We start from the raw sequence: 17,117 nt of genomic DNA, 5'->3' as shown, positions 1-17,117 counted from the left end.
CATATACATTTATCTCACTAGAAGGTAATTTAAAGTCCTAAATCTAGTGACCATATATCTCCGCTGCTATGAGCTTTGTCTCAAAAATCCCCGCTAGAACCAAGAAATAATGAAAAATTATGCTCTATTTTAATCATATCGGCACAATTTTTTATAACTATTTCACTAACAAAAACACACATACCCCCGCAATAGAAATTCAATCAGGCACCAAAACCAGTTTCACTACACTCAGTAAATTAATTGCTATTTCTTTTGACCATTTTCATTACAACAACAAAAAACACTGGAACAAAAACAACCGCTAGCGTTGCGGTGACCATTCCGCCGATCACGCCTGTTCCGATTGCCTGTTGGCTTGCGGAGCTCGCACCGGTAGCCAGCGCCAATGGGACAACCCCAAGAATGAATGCCAAGGAGGTCATAACGATTGGTCGCAAACGTAAGCGTGCCGCTTGCACGGTGGCGTCGATCAGGTCGTGGCCCTCTTCATGGAGTCGCTTGGCAAACTCAATGATAAGAATTGCATTTTTTGCCGACAGACCAATGATCGTCACTAGGCCGACCTTGAAAAACACATCGTTAGGCATATCACGCAGGGTGACTGCTAATACAGCGCCGAGCACACCCAGCGGTACTACGAGCAATACCGACGTCGGTATTGACCAGCTCTCATAGAGCGCAGCCAAACACAGGAACACAATAAGCAGCGACAATCCCAGTAACAGCGGTGCTTGGCTACCGGATATACGTTCTTGCAAAGACAGCCCCGTCCACTCCTGACCAAGACCTGCTGGGCCCTGCGCAACCAAGCGTTCGATTTCTGCCATAGCTTCCCCCGAGCTGTAACCTGGAGCGGGCTCACCAGAAATACTGACAGCCGGATACCCGTTGTAGCGCGTCAGCTGGGTGGGCCCCAACGTCCAATTAGCTTTTACGAAAGCTTCCAGCGGCACCATTTTCCCGCTGTTGTTGCGCACGTGTATTTTTAGTAAATCTTCCACCTGACTGCGATGATCGCCTTCAGCTTGAACCACTACACGTTGCATCCTTCCCTGGTTAGGAAAATCATTGATGTAGGTTGAACCCACGGACGTCGAGAGCACATTGCTGATATCGGCGAAGGAAACGCCCATGGCTTTGGCTCGCCCCCGATCAACAACTAGCTTCACTTGAGGCGCTTCTGCCAGAGCACTTTCACGGACGTTGGTGAGTACCGGACTTTTCTCAGCTGCTTGTAGTAGAGCTGTACGCGCTTGCATCAGAGTCTCATGGCCCAGCCCCCCGCGATCTTGTAAGCGGAACTCGAAGCCACTGGAATTCCCCAGGCCATCCACCGGAGGGGGTAGAACAGAATAGGCTACTGCATCTTTAATTTGACGGAACACATGGCTGGCACGGTCAGCAATGGAGGCAGCTGAGTCATCAGAGCCTCGCTCAGACCAATCCTTGAGTGTGCTGAATGCAAGTGCTGCGTTTTGACCGCTACCGGAAAAACTGAAACCTAAAATGATGGTGCTGTCCGCAACTCCCGGCTCAGTAGCGTTGTGCGCTTCAATTTGCTGCACTACGTCGACAGTACGATTCCTGCTAGCACCGGGCGGCAGCTGAATATCAGTGATGGTATAGCCTTGGTCTTCGACCGGAAGGAACGAAGTAGGCAGCCGATTAAAGCAAATCACTAGACCAACCAGCAGAACGCCATAGATCAGCAAATAACGTCCACTACGCTTTAGCGCATAGATCACCCAACCTTCATAACGGGTAGTCAATCGCTCAAAGCGTCTATTGAACCAACCGAAGAAGCCGGTTTTCTCGTGGTGCTCACCTTTAGCGATAGGTTTAAGCAGCGTGGCACATAAGGCTGGCGTCAGGGTAAGAGCAAGAAACGCTGAGAACAGAATCGAGGTGGCCATCGATAGCGAAAACTGCTGATAGATCACCCCGACCGTGCCTGGCATGAATGCCATCGGGATGAACACCGCTACGAGCACAAGAGTGATACCAACAATCGCACCGGTGATCTGGTGCATGGCCTTGCGTGTCGCCTCGATGGGTGAAAGGCCTTCATTAGCCATGATCCGCTCGACGTTTTCGACCACGACAATAGCATCGTCAACCAAGATACCAATGGCCAGAACCATGCCGAACATCGTCAGCACGTTGATCGAGAACCCCAAAGCCAACAACGTAGCCAATGTGCCCATCAAAGCGACCGGTACCACAAGCGTCGGAATCAAGGTATAGCGGATGTTTTGCAGAAACAGGAACATCACTGCGAACACCAGCACCATCGCTTCAACCAACGTATAAAAGACTTTTGTAATCGAGACTTTGACGAATGGCGAGGTATCAAATGGCAACTGATACTCCACAGCGGGTGGGAAGTAGCGCGACAACTCATCCATCTTTGCCTTGATCAGGCCAGCAGTTTCCAGCGCGTTGGCTCCTGGTGCCAGCTGCACGCTAATGGCTGTTGATGGCTTGCCATTAAGGCGGGTGGAAAACTGGTATTCCTGACTACCAATCTCTACTCGAGCTACATCCTTAATGCGCACGTCTGAGCCGTCTGGGTTGGCCCGCAATACGACGTCAGCAAACTCTTCAGGCGTTGTTAACTGACCTTCCACCAACACGGTCGCCGTAATTTCCTGAGCGTTCGAATTCGGCAGATCACCGATACTACCTGCAGCGACTTGAGCATTCTGCTCGGAAATGGCGGTATTGATATCCGCAGGGGTCAGGTTGAAGCCAATCAGCTTCTGTGGATCTATCCAAATCCGCATGGCCCGTTCTGCCCCGTAGAGTGAGGCCTTGCCGACACCCTCAAGGCGTTTGATTTCGTTCATGACATTACGAGCAAGGTAATCGCTAAGCGTAACGTTATCGAGCGAACCATCTATAGATGTCAGGGTGATAAGCAGCAGGAAACTGGTCGATACCTTCTCGACTTGTAGACCTTGTTGGATGACAGCTTGCGGCAGGCGCGACTCTACGGCCTTGAGCCGATTTTGCACGTCAACCTGCGCCAGATCTGGATCGGTTCCTGGCTTGAAAGTAGCAGTGATGGTGGCACTACCAAGACTGCTTTGCGATTCGAAATAGAGAAGGTGGTGGGCGCCGTTAAGCTCTTCTTCAATCAAACTGACAACGCTTTCGTCGACGATTTTTGCAGACGCACCGGGGTACGAGGCCTGGATCTCGACTTTAGGCGGTGCGACGTTTGGGTACTGCGCCACAGGTAGTTGCGGGATTGCCAGCGCACCAGCCAAGAGGATGAACAGCGCGACCACCCAGGCAAATACCGGGCGTTCGATGAAGAACTGCGGCATAAAGTTTATGTCCGTCCTACTGCCCAATCACCTGGGCATATGATGAGGGAGTATCGTCGACCAGCACTTTTTCGCCGGCACGGGCATGCTGCAGGCCTTCAATGATGATTCGGTCACCTGGCTTGAGACCACCAGTCACAACCCAGCGGTTGTTCACTACTTGACCCAACTGCACAGGCTGTTGAGCAACTCGGTCATCAACACCTAGTAGTAACACTTGCGCTACACCGGCGCTGTTACGCTGAACTGCACGTTGCGGAACACTGATGCCTTGCTGATTGACCGCCTGCTCCAGGCGCACACGTACAAAGCTACCTGGGAGTAGGTCAAGATCCGGGTTGGGAAACTCACTGCGCACAATGACTTGGCCAGTGCCAGGGTCGACACTGATGTCGGAGAACAACAGCTTGCCCGATAGGGGGTAAAGACTGCCATCATCCTGAATTAACGTTGCCCTGACTTGCTCATGTCCAACCTGCTGCATTTGTCCGGTACTGAACGCCTTACGCAATTCGCTGAGTTCCCGGGTAGACTGAGTCAGATCGGCGTGGATTGGATCTAGCTGCTGAATCAGGGCCAATGGCGTACTTTCGTTCTCCCCCACAAGCGCACCCTCGGTGACCAGTGCCCGGCCAATACGACCGGAAATAGGCGCTGTGACAGTCGCGTAACTCAAATTCAGCTTCGCCCTGGCCACCGCTGCCTCACTGGCAGCTACATCAGCGCTAGTCTGGCGTAAGGCGCTGACGGCGTTGTCATATTCCTGATGACTAATGGCCTTGCTCTCGATCAGCTTGGCGTACCGCTTAGCCTGCAGTCTCGCCTGCATGGCGTTGGCTTCCGCTTTGCGCAGGTGAGCCTGAGCACTGTCCAGATCCGCTCTGAAGGGGGCAGGATCAATCCGATAGAGAACTTCGCCTTTTTTTACATCGCTACCTTCAAGAAAAGTGCGCTCGAGCACTACCCCACCGACACGAGCACGTACTTCTGCACTACGCGGCGCATTGATTCGACCACTGAGCTCACTGTGGATCGAGAGTATTTCGGTTTCTACCGTTTCAATACGAACAGTGGCGAGCGGTGTGTTTTCTTGCCCAGAGGGCGCCTCACCACATGCTACGAGCATCAGCGACAAAGCAATTAGAGTAGTTCTAGCGAACAGTTTTTTTGACACGCAATTACCTCAGAAGCGCGCTACGCCTCAATACGTCGCGCGCAATAAAACCCTGAAATGTCAACCTTAAACCCACCAAAACATTTAAGCCTATATGCTAAAAACAACAGCGACAAAAAGCATATCTAGCCAATATTTCAGTACTTATAACTGCTGAGCACTTAACATTTTCTCTCTGCTTTCAGTTCACTTTGCTCCGCGACAGATTTTTCTTCCTTACTCGCTATATCTCGCCCTGCAACCTGCGCTTCTAGCATCTTTTCATATCGTTCCATGACACGATCACCACCACCCTCGGCTTGAGAAACAACTGGCAGCATGAGCAGGATAGCCAACGAGGAGACTCTAACAATAGACATATGCAACCTTAATATATAAGCGGACAGCAAAATTACTGTTAGACAATCTTCCTCCAAATAAATTAAGTGAAAATTAAATCCAGAATTTTTTTCAGAAAAAATTTAGAAACATTTAGTTACACGGACAATAAAGGCATAATCTCTCCCGACATCGAAACTGATCAACTGAAAGAATCCAATATTTATCTTAGCAAACGAGCTATCAGTGGCCTCAGGTCGCATGCGCTTAAGGCTTTCCCACCATGACTCGCCGCGCCTCAGAATCGATAAGTCAACCCCGCACCAAATGCATTAGCCCAATTTTCATACTTAGCGCTGTAACTCTGACCGTGTCCACTGTTGTTCAGGTTAACGGCCTCTTCTTGCAAATAGGAGTAAGCTACATCAATCGTCAGACTATCAGTTGGGCTCCATCCAGCCCCCAAGCTGAAGATCGTACGGTCGCCACTTGGTATTCTCGGAGAGCGATCAGTGTTGTTCACTGGTGATTGGTCAAACGACAACCCTGTACGTAATACCCATTGCTTATTCAGCTTATAAGACGCACCGACTGCATGGGCCCAGGTATCGTGCCAGTTTTGCTTCTCAGTGATTTCACCGAACTGGCCTACTAATGCGCCTGGCACCTCCGAATTCTCGACAGTGATGTCCTTAAGTCGACTCCACCGAGTCCATGTACTGCCGGCATAAAGTGTCCATTGATCGTTCAGCTCATGAGTGACCGAAACGTCGACAGATTCTGGAGTAGTCACATCTAGAGAGGCATCAAATTTCTGACTTTTGCCAAGCCCCGCCAAGGCAAAAAGGCCGTATTCGATCTTGGTATCACCTTCAAGCTTGTAATCAACCTTGGAATGGTAAGTCAGGCCCACCCGCGTGCTATCAGTTAACTTGGCCAGTAAACCAACATTGAAGCCCAAAGCGATGTCGTCACCCTTGATGCGAACGCTACCGTCTGGCGCTGCTTGGGTAAGCGAAAAATCTGACTCCAGAGCACCTTCAATACGGTTGATGGTAGGGCCGAAACCAACAGAAACTCGCTCGTTGAACGCGTAGGAAACGGTGGGCTGAAACGTGACAACTTCAACTCCGCTCTTAGTCCCGAAGTATCTACCAGCAAAACTGTTCTCATAGTCGGTGACTAGGCCAAAAGGGGCATACACCCCAACACCTACCGTCCATTGATCATCGAGTGGTTTGACGTAATACCCCATGGGAATGCCGATGAGAGGAACCATGTCGCCATCGTTTGTGCCGCCGTTAGGGAAATAACTGGCATCACTAATATCGGTATGCGCATTGATCAGCGTGACACCGCCAGTGACCTGCTCGCGCTTGAGCCGTGACATACCTGCCGGGTTACCATAAACAGTGCTTGCATCCTCAGCAGCAGAAGAGCGTCCAGCGAACCCGGTGCCCATACCACTGATACTTTGCTCATTGATGGCAAAACCCGAGGCAAAAATGGAGGTTGATGCCAATGCGATAGCGAGTCCGATTGTACTTTTAAACATGGTTCCACTCATAAGCAACCCTCTATAAAATCAGGCCAAAAGTTACCAAAACATCATCAAGCATGAAGACCTCTAGCTCTCGAACTGAAAGGATCATACGACCACCTGCAACACAGACATCCTCCGCTGCAGGTCTCTTAAGCGAAAACCCCAGGTAACTCGCACCATAGACCTCGCGATCAACGCATAGGTAAACAGGCTTCTCTCTACGCATGAATAAGGGATGCATTCCCTGCCGAATGCCCCCTATTGGCCAAGAAGACTAACGCAAAGCAGAGTCGCGCATCATGAGACTTGTCTCAAAATTGCAAACCGCATATTTCCTCTCAGAAATCGCGACACTCCAACGTGTTAACGTTCACTTAATAAATCTGCGTTTCTATCTTGAGCCATGAACAAAAACATTCTCTACACTTCATCCACTGCCCTTCTAACCCGCTGCAGACTGCTACCCAACCGCTCCCCTCCTGCAAACTAACTAGAGCTCCACGAAAACCCATCCTGTTTTCTGATGCGATCAATATATTTCGCCATGTTTCCTACATGGAAAATAACTTTGGCAGACCAGTTACGGTCACCAATTTCTCAAAAACAATTGAGTAGATAAATCTCGACCACCCTACAGTAGCGTTACACAGAATAAGTACGCTCGGAGCAGATACTGAGGAATTCCCCCAATGGTTCAACTTGATTTCTATGGAACCCTTGTGGCCGCATCGATGGTGCTGTTGCTGGGTCGCGGCCTTGTAGCCCGTGTTGGATTTTTACGCACATACAATATTCCAGAACCTGTGGCGGGCGGCTTGCTTGTGGCCTTGTTACTCCTGGCATTACGTGGCTTTGCGGACATCGAAATCCGATTTGATACGTCGCTCCAAGCGCCGTTAATGTTGGCGTTTTTCGCCACCATTGGACTTAGTGCAGACTTTGCCAGCCTTAAAAAAGGCGGACGAGTGCTTGGCATCTTCCTGCTGGTGGTGACCGGGCTTCTAGTGGTTCAGAACGCGATGGGCATAACGCTGGCGACGGCACTAGGACTTGATCCGTTGATGGGACTGCTGGCTGGCTCCATTACATTGTCAGGCGGTCATGGTACAGGCGCAGCTTGGGGTTCAGTTTTCAGCGAGAAATACGGGCTGACCTCTGCGTCAGAGCTTGCAATTGCCTCAGCAACATTTGGCCTGGTCTTGGGGGGATTGATCGGGGGGCCGGTCGCTCGCTTACTTATCAAGAGGGTGCAAACTCCCGGCGTTGGCCAAGTCGAACAACGATTACCAAAGGGCTTTGAACAGCCAAATCAGCAGCGACAGATCACGGCATTTACCTTCATAGAAACCTTGGCGTTGCTGGCAATCAGCTTGCAGGCGGGTACGTTCCTGAGCAGTTGCATACAAGGTACAGCGTTTGAACTGCCGACATTTGTCTGTGTTTTGTTCGTAGGTGTTGTGCTACGCAATGGGCTTTCAGCCTTAGGCTGGCACAAAGTCTTCGAGCATGAAGTCTCCGTGCTAGGGAATGTGAGCTTGTCACTATTCCTCGCGATAGCGCTGATGTCCCTCAAACTGTGGGATTTGGCAGCACTTGCTTTGCCGATCTTCATTCTTTTAACTGCACAAACCTTGGTCATGGCGCTCTTCGCTGTCTTCGTAACGTTCCGTGTTATGGGGAAAAATTACGATGCTGCCGTATTGGCCGCTGGACACTGTGGATTTGGACTGGGGGCTACACCGACAGCCATCGCCAATATGCAAGCCGTGACGCAACGCTACGGGCCCTCACAGATGGCATTTTTGGTCGTGCCCATGGTCGGTGCTTTCTTTATTGATATCACTAACGCAATCGTCATCAAGCTTTACTTGGCGCTGCCGTTTTTGTGACGTACAGGTTTTTGCCCAAAGATGGCGCTATTTGATCAACTGGTTTCTCAGCGCCAGTCAAAAACGTGCAACCTACAAACGCTCCTTCACCTGAAAATATGAAGGGGCGCGCACATGATGCTTCGGCTGCCTGCCGCGCGGCGGCTTTGGGTGAACAGTTCGTTAACGCGACTGCGCAAAACCAGTCGCTCAACATCTGAGGATCGACGCTTAGCTGACGGAATGATCCTGGGTTCGTGGAATCACTTGAAATTATGGCTCAGCAATAATTATGCCCCAGCGATAATTTTTCGAAGCAGTATCTACTTCCGATTACGCTGAGCATTGCGGTAAGCGTCGCAGTAGCGAGGAGCTCAAGCTATCAGCGCATCAGTATGCGTCCTTGGAGCCACTCCAGACCCTTGCATCAGTTCAATCGCCCTGACGTACCGGCTACTCACCGCCTGCACAACTAAGCACACCGACTTTTTGGGATGTCCATGATGATTAAGGTGCTAATAGGGTCAATCCTCGACGCGCCTCGTGTTGAGACCAGTTGGATCTGGCACATGGCGCGTGTGGCCTTTGCCTTTGCACGCAAACTCAATCAAACTCGCGCCTAGAATAACCATAACCGCATGATTACCAAAGGCATGGTAGTAGCTGATCTTCTCATTCTTATCTGACGGAGCAATGAATTACTATTCGGTAATAAAAAAGGGCCCTGCATAAGGCCCTTTATTTGTACAAAAAGCAACATCACTTTGCGAGCCAAGACTCCACGGTGCTAGAACCGTATTGAGCCTTCCACTCCTTCAGAACTTTATGATTCCCGCCTTTGGTTTCTACGACTTCGCCTGAATGAGGATTTTTATAAACCTTAAGTTGGCGAGGTTTACGAACGCCTGCTTTGGATTCGGTAGCTGGTGCACGATGACCGGCTTGTGGATCAAGCAGATTGATTACATTTCTCAAGCTGTAGCTGTATTCATCAAGCAATGCTCGCAATTTACTCTCAAATTCCATTTCCTTTTTCAGGCCGGAATCGCTTTTCATCGACTCGAGCTCCGCGAGTTGAGCAGCCAGTTGTTGCTCGAGCTTTCGGTATTCAGCCAGACGGGACATATGAACTTCCTTAACGTTATGGCGGCGCGACATGCGCACACCTCATAGTAAGTGATTATTCAGATTTAGTCACCCACCGACCTGAGAATTTGGAAGCAGTCAGTTAAGAACAGGAAAGCTCTAATCTTTGACCAGTCCACCGTTTCTTGAACCTCAACCAAGGATAGCATCAAATATCGCTGACTACTTCAGAGCTTCCTCAGGCGCGCCCATACAGTTGCTTCGATTTTCACATAGCCATAAGCTTTGCAGGTGATGACAAGAGGCGAGTTTGGCATACTGTTTAAAAAAGTCACCGATGCTGACAATCCCGCTTTACGACCCTGCTCAAATAAACTGGAGGGGCATTGTTGCTACTTAACAGTGTCGGCAAGCGTGCAGCTCTCGAATTTAGTGGATTCTGAATAACACAGTTTATAACTGCTTTCACTTTATGCATATCCAGGCACCAGGGCGTCGGCAGAGGTTCAGCGCAACGCTGAAAATCGCCTATTTTTAAGACAATTCCTATAGTCCTTACCTCCACTCATCTCAATACTTGGTTCCGAACCAAGCGTCTGTACTAAGCCCAGGGCATGAGGCTTTTCTTATGGCATGCAGCGACAATGTGGAGTCTGAAGGATGAAAAAATGCCCAGGACATATCTGGCTGTGGGAGGAGGACGAGTACATCGCATTGCGTGAAGCACTAAACAAACATGATCCTCTGGTCTCAATAGCTCAAATGGCTATATTTCTGGGTACTGATGAGGCAACAATCAGCGCCTATTTAACAGGGCGACTCTCACTGGATGCGAATTTTGCGCTCATGCTCGAAGCGCTAACTGGTATTCTTGTGAAAACGTACAGTCCGCGTCTAGCGCAGGAGATCTCGAGATTTAATGGTGCTCGCCCTAAACGCAAAAAAAATGCCACTTCATTTTCCCGTCGACAGCCCCCCGAATCCTATTCCCTCTGACATAGGCGGGTGGCCCGAGACCTCAAAACACCACTTCGAATTTTCGGCGGGATGCCGGCTGTCGCACTCCCCCAACTGTAGATTTCCTGCGAGCCCTTTTAGGATCAGGTCACCTCTCAAATAGCAGGGGACTGATCATGGGCGTGTAGAGTTACCTGAAATTATGGCTCAACAATATTTATGTCCCAGTGATAATTTTGCTAAACAGCAGTTTCCGATTTGGCTGAACGCTGCGGTGATCGTGGCGATAGACAGTACCTTAGACTATCAGCACGACTCAGTGTATGGCCTTGGAGCCAAGCGCCTTGCGTGTCATCGGGCATCCGTTCAGCCTGGTCAGTGGTTAAGCAATAAGCCGACCTGCAACAGGTGACTTAGTATGCGCATGATAGCCTAGGCACAGACATCGCAGTTCTGAGAATCCACCTTGAGCACAACCAACGTACCCAACGATTTCAACGCACTGATTAGCGCACCAAAATTTTCAGACGACCCGAATGGACGGTGTCAAATGAAGCGGTGGCAGCTCATCGCTGAGGACATCTACAAAAGCACTTCTATCGAAGCGTTGCTTGAAGCCAGGGGCAAAGCTGAAGGCTACATCCATGGTTTGGTAGACGCTGGGCATCTATCGACGAAAGACACCGACCGTGACTATCTCATTTTGAGTATTGTTCAAAGGCGGCGTGAGTTTCTGCAGAAATTGCTGAACGATTACGGATACTGCACGAATCGTGGCTTTTGAAAACATCCAGTAGCTGCAGATCAAAGGAGATAGGTAGCGGTAATGCTCCTCACCGCAGCTTTGACGCATCGAATGAGGCTCTAAGAGCGCTATCGCAATCGTTTTTTTGAAGTCTGGTGGAGCATTCATACCGTCAATTGGAAGCGATCGGCGGACTTAAGAAGCTTGAGAAAGCTAGCTCTGCCAAGCTCTCGCTTGAAGCTAGCGACGACGTAATTACCGTCTTGGGTTTCGAGCAGCCAAAACCGGCCTTCCTTTCGAGCCAACTGAATCTTACCGGTGCGGAGGATAGAGCCGTCTGCTTTGTGGTACGCATCGTCACGCTCGGAATGGTCGAAAGAACCCCCTAAGCATGTGTCATCGACGAACACTGCATCACTGATGAACGCGGTAATCGGTACCGTGTACTTGTGAAGGCTTGCTTGCACCAAACGACCCAGTTGAAAGTCGCTCACCTCTTTACTATGAAACTCAACTGTAATTACTTCTGGCATCTGGCCGAGACTCCACAACGATTAAAAAACTGTTTTTGTATCAGTGCAGTGCCTTTGAGCACCCACGAGCGCCATCACCTGCCCAGTCACAAACCACGTAAAGGCTATTCAGTGTCTGCACCACCAGATATCCTTGAATCTTTTGGGAGGTCATGATGACGGAGGTTCGAATCGGCTCACCATCATCGAAGCGTTTCTCTCGATCACCAAAAACTACACCTCTCAAAAAGCGCTCTCCTGGCCCATACTCGACGGAAGATAAGTAACCAGTAATCTCGAGACCCACCTCGGCCTGCATCGCTTTGGTAACGCTCGTGGGAATAGCGGACGGAGGTGTAACGACGGGTTTGTGTGTGGAGAGCGGTGCGCTGCGTTTGACCATTTGAAACCTCTTGTATTGATGACGCCTATCTCGCATTAATTTTTCGCAGTCGAGTACGTCGACGCCATCGATCGCAAGTTGCGTGCGCGAAAGCCTGGACGCCTCGACTCATCTCATCAGACTTCGACCACAAGATCCGGCACGAACCCAGTACGCTCGCCTGGATAGCCTCGCGGATTCGAAATGACCCGGCAGCCCGAGACGATGGTGTCGACGGCATGATGGGTGTGGCCAAAAATCCACATATCAGCTTGAGCTACTAAGTCATGCCATTGGTTGAAATAAGCCGCCCCTAGGTGACCTTCGTGGCCATCACCCGCGACATCCTGGATCGGACAGTGATGAGTGATCACCACTGTTTTGCCGTCAAATTCCTTGGCTAATTCAGTCGCCAAGAATTCACGAGTGCTGATGTTTCGCGCGATTAGATCGACAGGACGAAGCTTGCTGTATCCCTCACCGATGCGGATGCGCTTGAAGTCGTTCATCCACTCGACACTCACTCTCATCGCCGCGTTGTAGTCCCCAGTCGCAGTGAAATCTGTCCACGCTGTTGCTACCAAAAATCTGGTGCCGCTGATGATGAGACTTTGATTGTCCAGGACGTGCACATGCTCTGCGGCAGCCTCTCGCATCTTGGTCAGCGTTCGATCAAGATGGCCTTTGTAGTACTCATGGTTGCCACAGGCATAGATCACCGGACAGCTGAAGGTCTCATTGGCCCACCCCACCCCGCGACTCCTTACCGAGATGTCGCCGGCCAGCACGACCAGATCGGCATCTGTCGCGGGGGGGTGAAAGTCGACGAACTCCAGATGCAAGTCGGAGTAAATCAAAAGCTTCATTGGATCGGGAGTTCCATGTTGTGCGCCGTGTCGCCCTCCAGCATCTCCAAGGTAGCGGGGGACTGGATACGAAGTGTTTACTTAAAGGTCATACTGAAAGGGTGAGAACGCGTTGCGGTGTCTATCGCTCACCAGATCTCGGTTGTTCGGCTTTAGCCGGCTACGGGAGGAAGATTTGAATTACTCATGCTCACCTCAGGCTCGACTCAATTCGTCTTCATCTGCGATTCACTCATCATCTAATTTCAGACGTTCAATTAGCTCCGCACGGAGCTCGTCGAGGCAAACTTGACCATCAACATAGCGCTGCAGTTCTGCTAGGTGCTCAGCAGTAAGCTGTCCTCCCTCGAGTGCCTGACAGCCGATTTCTACGGCAACAGCTATGCGACGTCGCTCACGTTCATGCTCATCGATTTGCAAGATCCACCTCCCACCACTTAGCCAAAGCCTCCGCAGAGCAGGAAGCCTGGGTTTGAAGCGCTTACTTGAAAGCTTTGCTGAAACGCCACTTGTGCATCAATCACGATGCTCGCAGTTACAGTACCCGACTACTTTGAGATGACTCGCGGCTTTTCGATCACGCCGGTGAGCTGTCTGCAATCAAATCTAATCAAAACGTGCTCCTGCAAATTTAAAGCGCGCTACCAAACCCACCGCCAAACAGCAGCGTGCATCGATGTGCTAAATAAGCTAGATGTGAAGTATTGCAGCGTCCTTCATCTTCCTCAGTGTTTGATCAATGTGGCCATCGTAATACTCGTGATTTCCACACACGTAGATCACGGGGCACTGAAATGTTTCGTTCGGCCATTTCACTCCACGCGACTTCAGATCGATGTCGCCGGCAAGGATGACTACGTCTGCATCGATCGAGGCTGGTTCGAACAGGGAGAACTCCTTGTGCAAATCTGAGTAGATGTGAAGCTTCATGAAAGTCGCCGTGCTGTACCGTGCTCCGCGCATTCCTGAACTGGTTGCTTCGTATTGTCGTAGATCGTTCGAGTGCCTGTGAGTGAACCGACTTCCATGCCACCTTGAGCACTGTTGTATACCGCTCCGCTTGCAACCTTGTGAATCAAGACGCACTCACCGTTTTGATCGTATCCGATGACCAGACTGACTAGCTTCTCCATACGCTCTGAAGAGCCCCCGTTCAACCAAGGTGCGGTCACGACCTGAATCTCTTCAACCAAGCAAGTTGGGCTCTGCTCCGCCAGTAGGTCGGACAGTAAGGACGTATCCGTTGGCATAAACTTCTTAGTGCGGTGCTTGGTTCCTTCATTGAAGCGAACGGTGACGTAATACCAAGGATCCATTGACTCAAGCTCCACCATTCGCCAAGCAGTACGCCCAGGCCCAGGGAAGCCTGGTCGGCCGACTAAACAAGATTCATGTGAAATAAACATGCCACGTTTCCCTTTCTATCCGATGCAGTGATTGACCTCGAGTCGTTCCACTGACGATCTTTCATGCCTTGGCTTCCCGTCGATTCCAATTAAGCCACCTCCTCTGGATCGAAGCTCCGAGGCTGCTTGGATTTCTTCCAATTCCAACCTGAAAACCCCTGTCAATACATGTGATATGTTCGCAACTAATCCTGCTAAAGCCGCTTACGAACTGCCTGAAAAACCCTGGAACCGCAAAGCAACGCGCAATAGTTCAGAGGAGCTACACCTGATAATTCCGATACTACCACCATTTTGGGTTTATCGAAACGACAGCGTTATGGCTCTATCCTCGCTTTTAGGACAGATCATGTCGCTCAAGAAAGAAATTGCCGGGGCGATCAGAGCAATCCGGACTATTCGAGGCGTCGACTACGGGGATTTGGCAGATGTCATCGCAAAATCCAGTATCGGCAACCTTGAGCAAGGAAGGCACAGCATCACACTTGAAAAGCTGATTGAGCTTTCAAACTCACTTGAGTTCGATACTGTCGCCCTGCTGACCCTCTGCGTCGCGATCCAGAACGGTGAACCTACTGACACCACCCTAAAGCGAGCACGTGCTCAGTTGGACTCATTCAGAGCTGAGGGAGGGGAGGAGCTTTTCAGAAGCCAGTTTGTGGGCAAAGACCTTAAGAAGCGGTCTCCAGGTAAACCTGGCAATACCAAGAATGCTGAGGCAGTGAGGGAGCTTAAGGCTTCAGGATTAAGCCAAGCGGAAGCAGCGGAGAAACTTGGGTTAGCTAGGTCGACAGTGCACCGATATTGGCAGGTTTGACTGCCTCACATTTCCACTCGTGTGAAGAACCTTGAGCAGCGTCTGGGGCCGCGCTTTTTAACCGACAGGGCGGGAAGACAAGATGTTGAGTAGTGCCCGGTTGTATCCCATATCGGCGCGCAGTATGAGTTCTCAGCTTTTCACGGCTTCGGATGTCGTGCCACTGAGTGGCACCTGAGGTCATAGAAGGTGTCAGGAGGATATCTACACGTGCAAACGGAGTGGACACCTATTCAAAAAGCCTTTGATTGACTTTAGGTACCGCCCCTCGTCTCACGCGCTTATCGAGCAGCTAGCTACGGCATACGCTCTGGCGCTCACTAAGGTGGTCTGTTGCGTACGATGCGGAGCGCCATCCAAGACAAAATGTAAACCTCGGAAGCCCTGGATTACTGGCTCTCTAGGCGTTTTACACTCAGCGCGGATGAGCTAGGACGTTCACATTACGAATGGAGGTTTACATTTGGGGGGTGAAAACCACCTGAACAGAGGGGGTTTACTTTTTCTGTAGAGTCGGTGCTATCATGGATGCGTCGGGTGAACGCTAGGCAGCTAGAAACTCCTCAGATACAGCGGATGCCCCAAAATTACCGCTGTTCTGTCCCAACCCTCTGGGACGTTTACATTTCCCCGCCTTAAAAAATAGCGCCGTGGTAAAACGGTCGCACAACACCACCGCGCCACGGGCCAGGGCCGGGCGAATGACTTCGGCCAGGTGCTGGGCACGGGCGGCAAACACCAGCAGCAGCTCGGTGTCGGCATCCATCTTCTCTTCACTGGGGGCCAGCAGCAGTTCGCGGATTCGCTCGGCCAGTGGCGTGCCGCCCGGCTCGCGGGTCAGCACGACATCCAGGCCGGCGCCGCGCAGGTGCTCGGCGAGGTACTCGCGATTGGTGCTTTTGCCCGCGCCTTCAGGGCCTTCCAGGGTGATAAACAAGCCGCTCACAGGCAGTCCTTACAGTGGGTCATTGCGGGGAGGCCGCGTCGCTGGCCGGCGCCGCTTGCTCGGTCGCCGGCTCAGGGCTGACATCCGGCGATTGCGGCGCCGGCGGCTGGGCCTCGGGTTCAGGTTCGGTAACCGGGGCCGGGCTCGAACGGTAGTCGGCACGGCGCTTGATCTGGTACTCGCGCACGGCCGAATTGTGCGCATCGAGGTCATCGGAGAACACATGGCTGCCATCGCCACGCGCCACGAAATACAGGCTGCTGCCCGGCGTCGGGTTCAACGCGGCATGAATGGCTTCGCGGCCAACCATGGCAATCGGCGTCGGCGGCAGGCCGGCGTTGGTGTAGGTGTTATACGGCGTCGGCTCGCGCAGGTCGGCGCGGGTGATCTTGCCGTTGTAGCGTTCGCCCATACCGTAGATCACCGTCGGGTCGGTCTGCAGCAGCATGCCGATGCGCATGCGCCGCACGAACACCCCGGCAATTTGCCCGCGCTCTTGCGGTACGCCGGTTTCCTTCTCGACCAGCGACGCCATGATCAGCGCCTGGTACGGATCGCGATACGGCACATCGCTGGAGCGCTCAGCCCATTCCTTGGCCAGCACTTCTTCCAGGCGCGCGTAGGCCTGCTGGAGGAACTCGACATCGCTCATGCCACGCACGAAGCGATAGGTATCGGGGAAGAACCGACCTTCAGGGAACACCCCCGGATGGCCGAGCTTGTCCATGACCTCGGCATCACTCAGGCCGTCGATGGTTTTCTTGATCTTCTCGTGCCTGGCCAGCGCCGCACGCACCTGGCGGAAGTTCCAGCCCTCGACCAGCGTCAGGGTGTACTGCACCACATCACCGCGACGCCAGACCTCGAACAGCTCGCGCACGGTCATGCCCGGGGTCATGCGGTACTCGCCGGTATGCAGCGGCACGCCAGCCATGTTGAAGCGCCAGTACAGGCGTAGCCAGAAGGCGTCTTCCAGCACCCCGTCGTTCTGCATGCGGTAGAACATGCGGTTGGGGGTGGTACCGGTGGGCACGTCGAGCAACTGCTCCTGGGACACGTGCAGGGTCTGCTCCAGCGCCGATTTTACCTTCCAGGCCGAATAGCCCAGCGTCAGGCCGGCCAGGATCAAGCCGATCTCCAGCAGCACCAAGAATTTACGTCTCAC

15 protein-coding genes and 2 pseudogenes are annotated in these 17,117 nt (G+C 51.8%); 4 read left to right on the top strand and 13 right to left on the bottom strand.

Going from position 1 to position 17,117, the window contains the following annotated elements; genetic code table 11:
- Window positions 1-239 precede the first annotated feature (239 nt).
- From ACIOVF_RS27585 to ACIOVF_RS27570, 4 genes are all read right to left on the bottom strand, one after another.
- Window positions 240-3,332: a multidrug efflux RND transporter permease subunit gene (locus ACIOVF_RS27585; protein WP_401294068.1), complete on the bottom strand. Its 3,093-nt coding sequence runs from the start codon at window positions 3,330-3,332 to the stop codon at window positions 240-242.
- Window positions 3,333-3,348: 16 nt separating this feature from the next.
- Window positions 3,349-4,506, bottom strand: coding sequence for an efflux RND transporter periplasmic adaptor subunit (locus tag ACIOVF_RS27580; protein WP_401294065.1), 1,158 nt, complete (start codon window positions 4,504-4,506; stop codon window positions 3,349-3,351).
- Window positions 4,507-4,667: 161 nt separating this feature from the next.
- Window positions 4,668-4,865: a co-regulatory protein PtrA N-terminal domain-containing protein gene (locus ACIOVF_RS27575; protein WP_401294062.1), complete on the bottom strand. Its 198-nt coding sequence runs from the start codon at window positions 4,863-4,865 to the stop codon at window positions 4,668-4,670.
- Between the two features lie 257 nt (window positions 4,866-5,122).
- Window positions 5,123-6,391 carry an OmpP1/FadL family transporter gene (locus tag ACIOVF_RS27570; protein ID WP_401294059.1) on the bottom strand — a complete coding sequence of 423 codons (1,269 nt, stop codon included), beginning with the start codon at window positions 6,389-6,391 and terminating at the stop codon, window positions 5,123-5,125.
- Window positions 6,392-7,056: 665 nt separating this feature from the next.
- Here ACIOVF_RS27570 and gltS point away from each other — a divergent pair.
- Window positions 7,057-8,256 (top strand): sodium/glutamate symporter, encoded by a 1,200-nt coding sequence (gene gltS, locus ACIOVF_RS27565; protein WP_401294057.1) that lies wholly within the window; start codon window positions 7,057-7,059, stop codon window positions 8,254-8,256.
- 738 nt (window positions 8,257-8,994) lie between these two features.
- Here the strand turns inward: gltS and ACIOVF_RS27560 are convergent.
- Window positions 8,995-9,360, bottom strand: coding sequence for a histone-like nucleoid-structuring protein, MvaT/MvaU family (locus tag ACIOVF_RS27560; protein WP_401294054.1), 366 nt, complete (start codon window positions 9,358-9,360; stop codon window positions 8,995-8,997).
- Between the two features lie 621 nt (window positions 9,361-9,981).
- Here ACIOVF_RS27560 and ACIOVF_RS27555 point away from each other — a divergent pair.
- Together ACIOVF_RS27555 and ACIOVF_RS27550 are read left to right on the top strand one after the other, a co-directional pair.
- Entirely contained in the window at window positions 9,982-10,317 is a 336-nt protein-coding gene (locus ACIOVF_RS27555) for a hypothetical protein (protein WP_401294051.1), read from the top strand.
- Window positions 10,318-10,744: 427 nt separating this feature from the next.
- Window positions 10,745-11,062: a hypothetical protein gene (locus tag ACIOVF_RS27550; RefSeq protein WP_401294049.1), complete on the top strand. Its 318-nt coding sequence runs from the start codon at window positions 10,745-10,747 to the stop codon at window positions 11,060-11,062.
- Window positions 11,063-11,187: 125 nt separating this feature from the next.
- Here the strand turns inward: ACIOVF_RS27550 and ACIOVF_RS27545 are convergent, their stop codons facing one another.
- From ACIOVF_RS27545 to ACIOVF_RS27520, 6 genes and pseudogenes are all read right to left on the bottom strand, one after another.
- Entirely contained in the window at window positions 11,188-11,556 is a 369-nt protein-coding gene (locus tag ACIOVF_RS27545; RefSeq protein ID WP_401294046.1) for a hypothetical protein, read from the bottom strand.
- 40 nt (window positions 11,557-11,596) lie between these two features.
- Window positions 11,597-11,938, bottom strand: coding sequence for a hypothetical protein (locus tag ACIOVF_RS27540; RefSeq protein WP_401294044.1), 342 nt, complete (start codon window positions 11,936-11,938; stop codon window positions 11,597-11,599).
- Window positions 11,939-12,054: 116 nt separating this feature from the next.
- A complete protein-coding gene (locus tag ACIOVF_RS27535; protein WP_401294041.1) occupies window positions 12,055-12,783 on the bottom strand; it encodes a metallophosphoesterase in 729 nt (242 codons plus the stop codon).
- Window positions 12,784-13,011: 228 nt separating this feature from the next.
- Entirely contained in the window at window positions 13,012-13,203 is a 192-nt protein-coding gene (locus ACIOVF_RS27530) for an antitoxin VbhA family protein (protein ID WP_401294038.1), read from the bottom strand.
- Window positions 13,204-13,476: 273 nt separating this feature from the next.
- Window positions 13,477-13,713: pseudogene (locus ACIOVF_RS27525) on the bottom strand (serine/threonine protein phosphatase); the annotation flags it as partial.
- Window positions 13,710-14,099 carry a hypothetical protein gene (locus ACIOVF_RS27520; RefSeq protein WP_401294035.1) on the bottom strand — a complete coding sequence of 130 codons (390 nt, stop codon included), beginning with the start codon at window positions 14,097-14,099 and terminating at the stop codon, window positions 13,710-13,712. The gene ACIOVF_RS27520 and the pseudogene ACIOVF_RS27525, both read right to left, overlap by 4 nt.
- A 439-nt stretch (window positions 14,100-14,538) precedes the next feature.
- Here ACIOVF_RS27520 and ACIOVF_RS27515 point away from each other — a divergent pair, with 439 nt between their 5' ends.
- Window positions 14,539-15,006: a helix-turn-helix domain-containing protein gene (locus ACIOVF_RS27515; protein WP_401294032.1), complete on the top strand. Its 468-nt coding sequence runs from the start codon at window positions 14,539-14,541 to the stop codon at window positions 15,004-15,006.
- 628 nt (window positions 15,007-15,634) lie between these two features.
- Here ACIOVF_RS27515 and tmk read toward each other — a convergent pair.
- Window positions 15,635-15,952 (bottom strand): annotated as a pseudogene (tmk, locus tag ACIOVF_RS27510) (dTMP kinase); the annotation flags it as partial.
- Window positions 15,953-15,971: 19 nt separating this feature from the next.
- The gene (mltG, locus tag ACIOVF_RS27505; protein ID WP_401294029.1) at window positions 15,972-17,117 is read right to left on the bottom strand and encodes an endolytic transglycosylase MltG; all 1,146 of its coding nucleotides are present in this window, start codon (window positions 17,115-17,117) and stop codon (window positions 15,972-15,974) included.

Origin of the sequence: Pseudomonas sp. NPDC087612 (assembly GCF_044743505.1) — a bacterium.
Classification (GTDB): Bacteria; Pseudomonadota; Gammaproteobacteria; order Pseudomonadales; family Pseudomonadaceae; genus Aquipseudomonas.
The sequence above is the reverse complement of the archived record's forward strand: the minus strand, read 5'-3'. Positions and strand labels throughout refer to the sequence as shown.

Excerpts from the sequence above, each read along its gene's own strand:
- ACIOVF_RS27555 (WP_401294051.1), top strand. The coding sequence starts at position 9,982 with ATGAAAAAATGCCCAGGACATATCTGGCTGTGGGAGGAGGACGAGTAC.
- ACIOVF_RS27515 (WP_401294032.1), top strand. The coding sequence starts at position 14,539 with ATGTCGCTCAAGAAAGAAATTGCCGGGGCGATCAGAGCAATCCGGACT.
- ACIOVF_RS27560 (WP_401294054.1), bottom strand. The coding sequence starts at position 9,360 with ATGTCCCGTCTGGCTGAATACCGAAAGCTCGAGCAACAACTGGCTGCT.
- ACIOVF_RS27575 (WP_401294062.1), bottom strand. The coding sequence starts at position 4,865 with ATGTCTATTGTTAGAGTCTCCTCGTTGGCTATCCTGCTCATGCTGCCA.
- ACIOVF_RS27585 (WP_401294068.1), bottom strand. The coding sequence starts at position 3,332 with ATGCCGCAGTTCTTCATCGAACGCCCGGTATTTGCCTGGGTGGTCGCG.
- ACIOVF_RS27540 (WP_401294044.1), bottom strand. The coding sequence starts at position 11,938 with ATGGTCAAACGCAGCGCACCGCTCTCCACACACAAACCCGTCGTTACA.
- ACIOVF_RS27545 (WP_401294046.1), bottom strand. The coding sequence starts at position 11,556 with ATGCCAGAAGTAATTACAGTTGAGTTTCATAGTAAAGAGGTGAGCGAC.
- ACIOVF_RS27570 (WP_401294059.1), bottom strand. The coding sequence starts at position 6,391 with ATGAGTGGAACCATGTTTAAAAGTACAATCGGACTCGCTATCGCATTG.
- gltS (WP_401294057.1), top strand. The coding sequence starts at position 7,057 with ATGGTTCAACTTGATTTCTATGGAACCCTTGTGGCCGCATCGATGGTG.
- ACIOVF_RS27535 (WP_401294041.1), bottom strand. The coding sequence starts at position 12,783 with ATGAAGCTTTTGATTTACTCCGACTTGCATCTGGAGTTCGTCGACTTT.
- ACIOVF_RS27520 (WP_401294035.1), bottom strand. The coding sequence starts at position 14,099 with ATGGATCCTTGGTATTACGTCACCGTTCGCTTCAATGAAGGAACCAAG.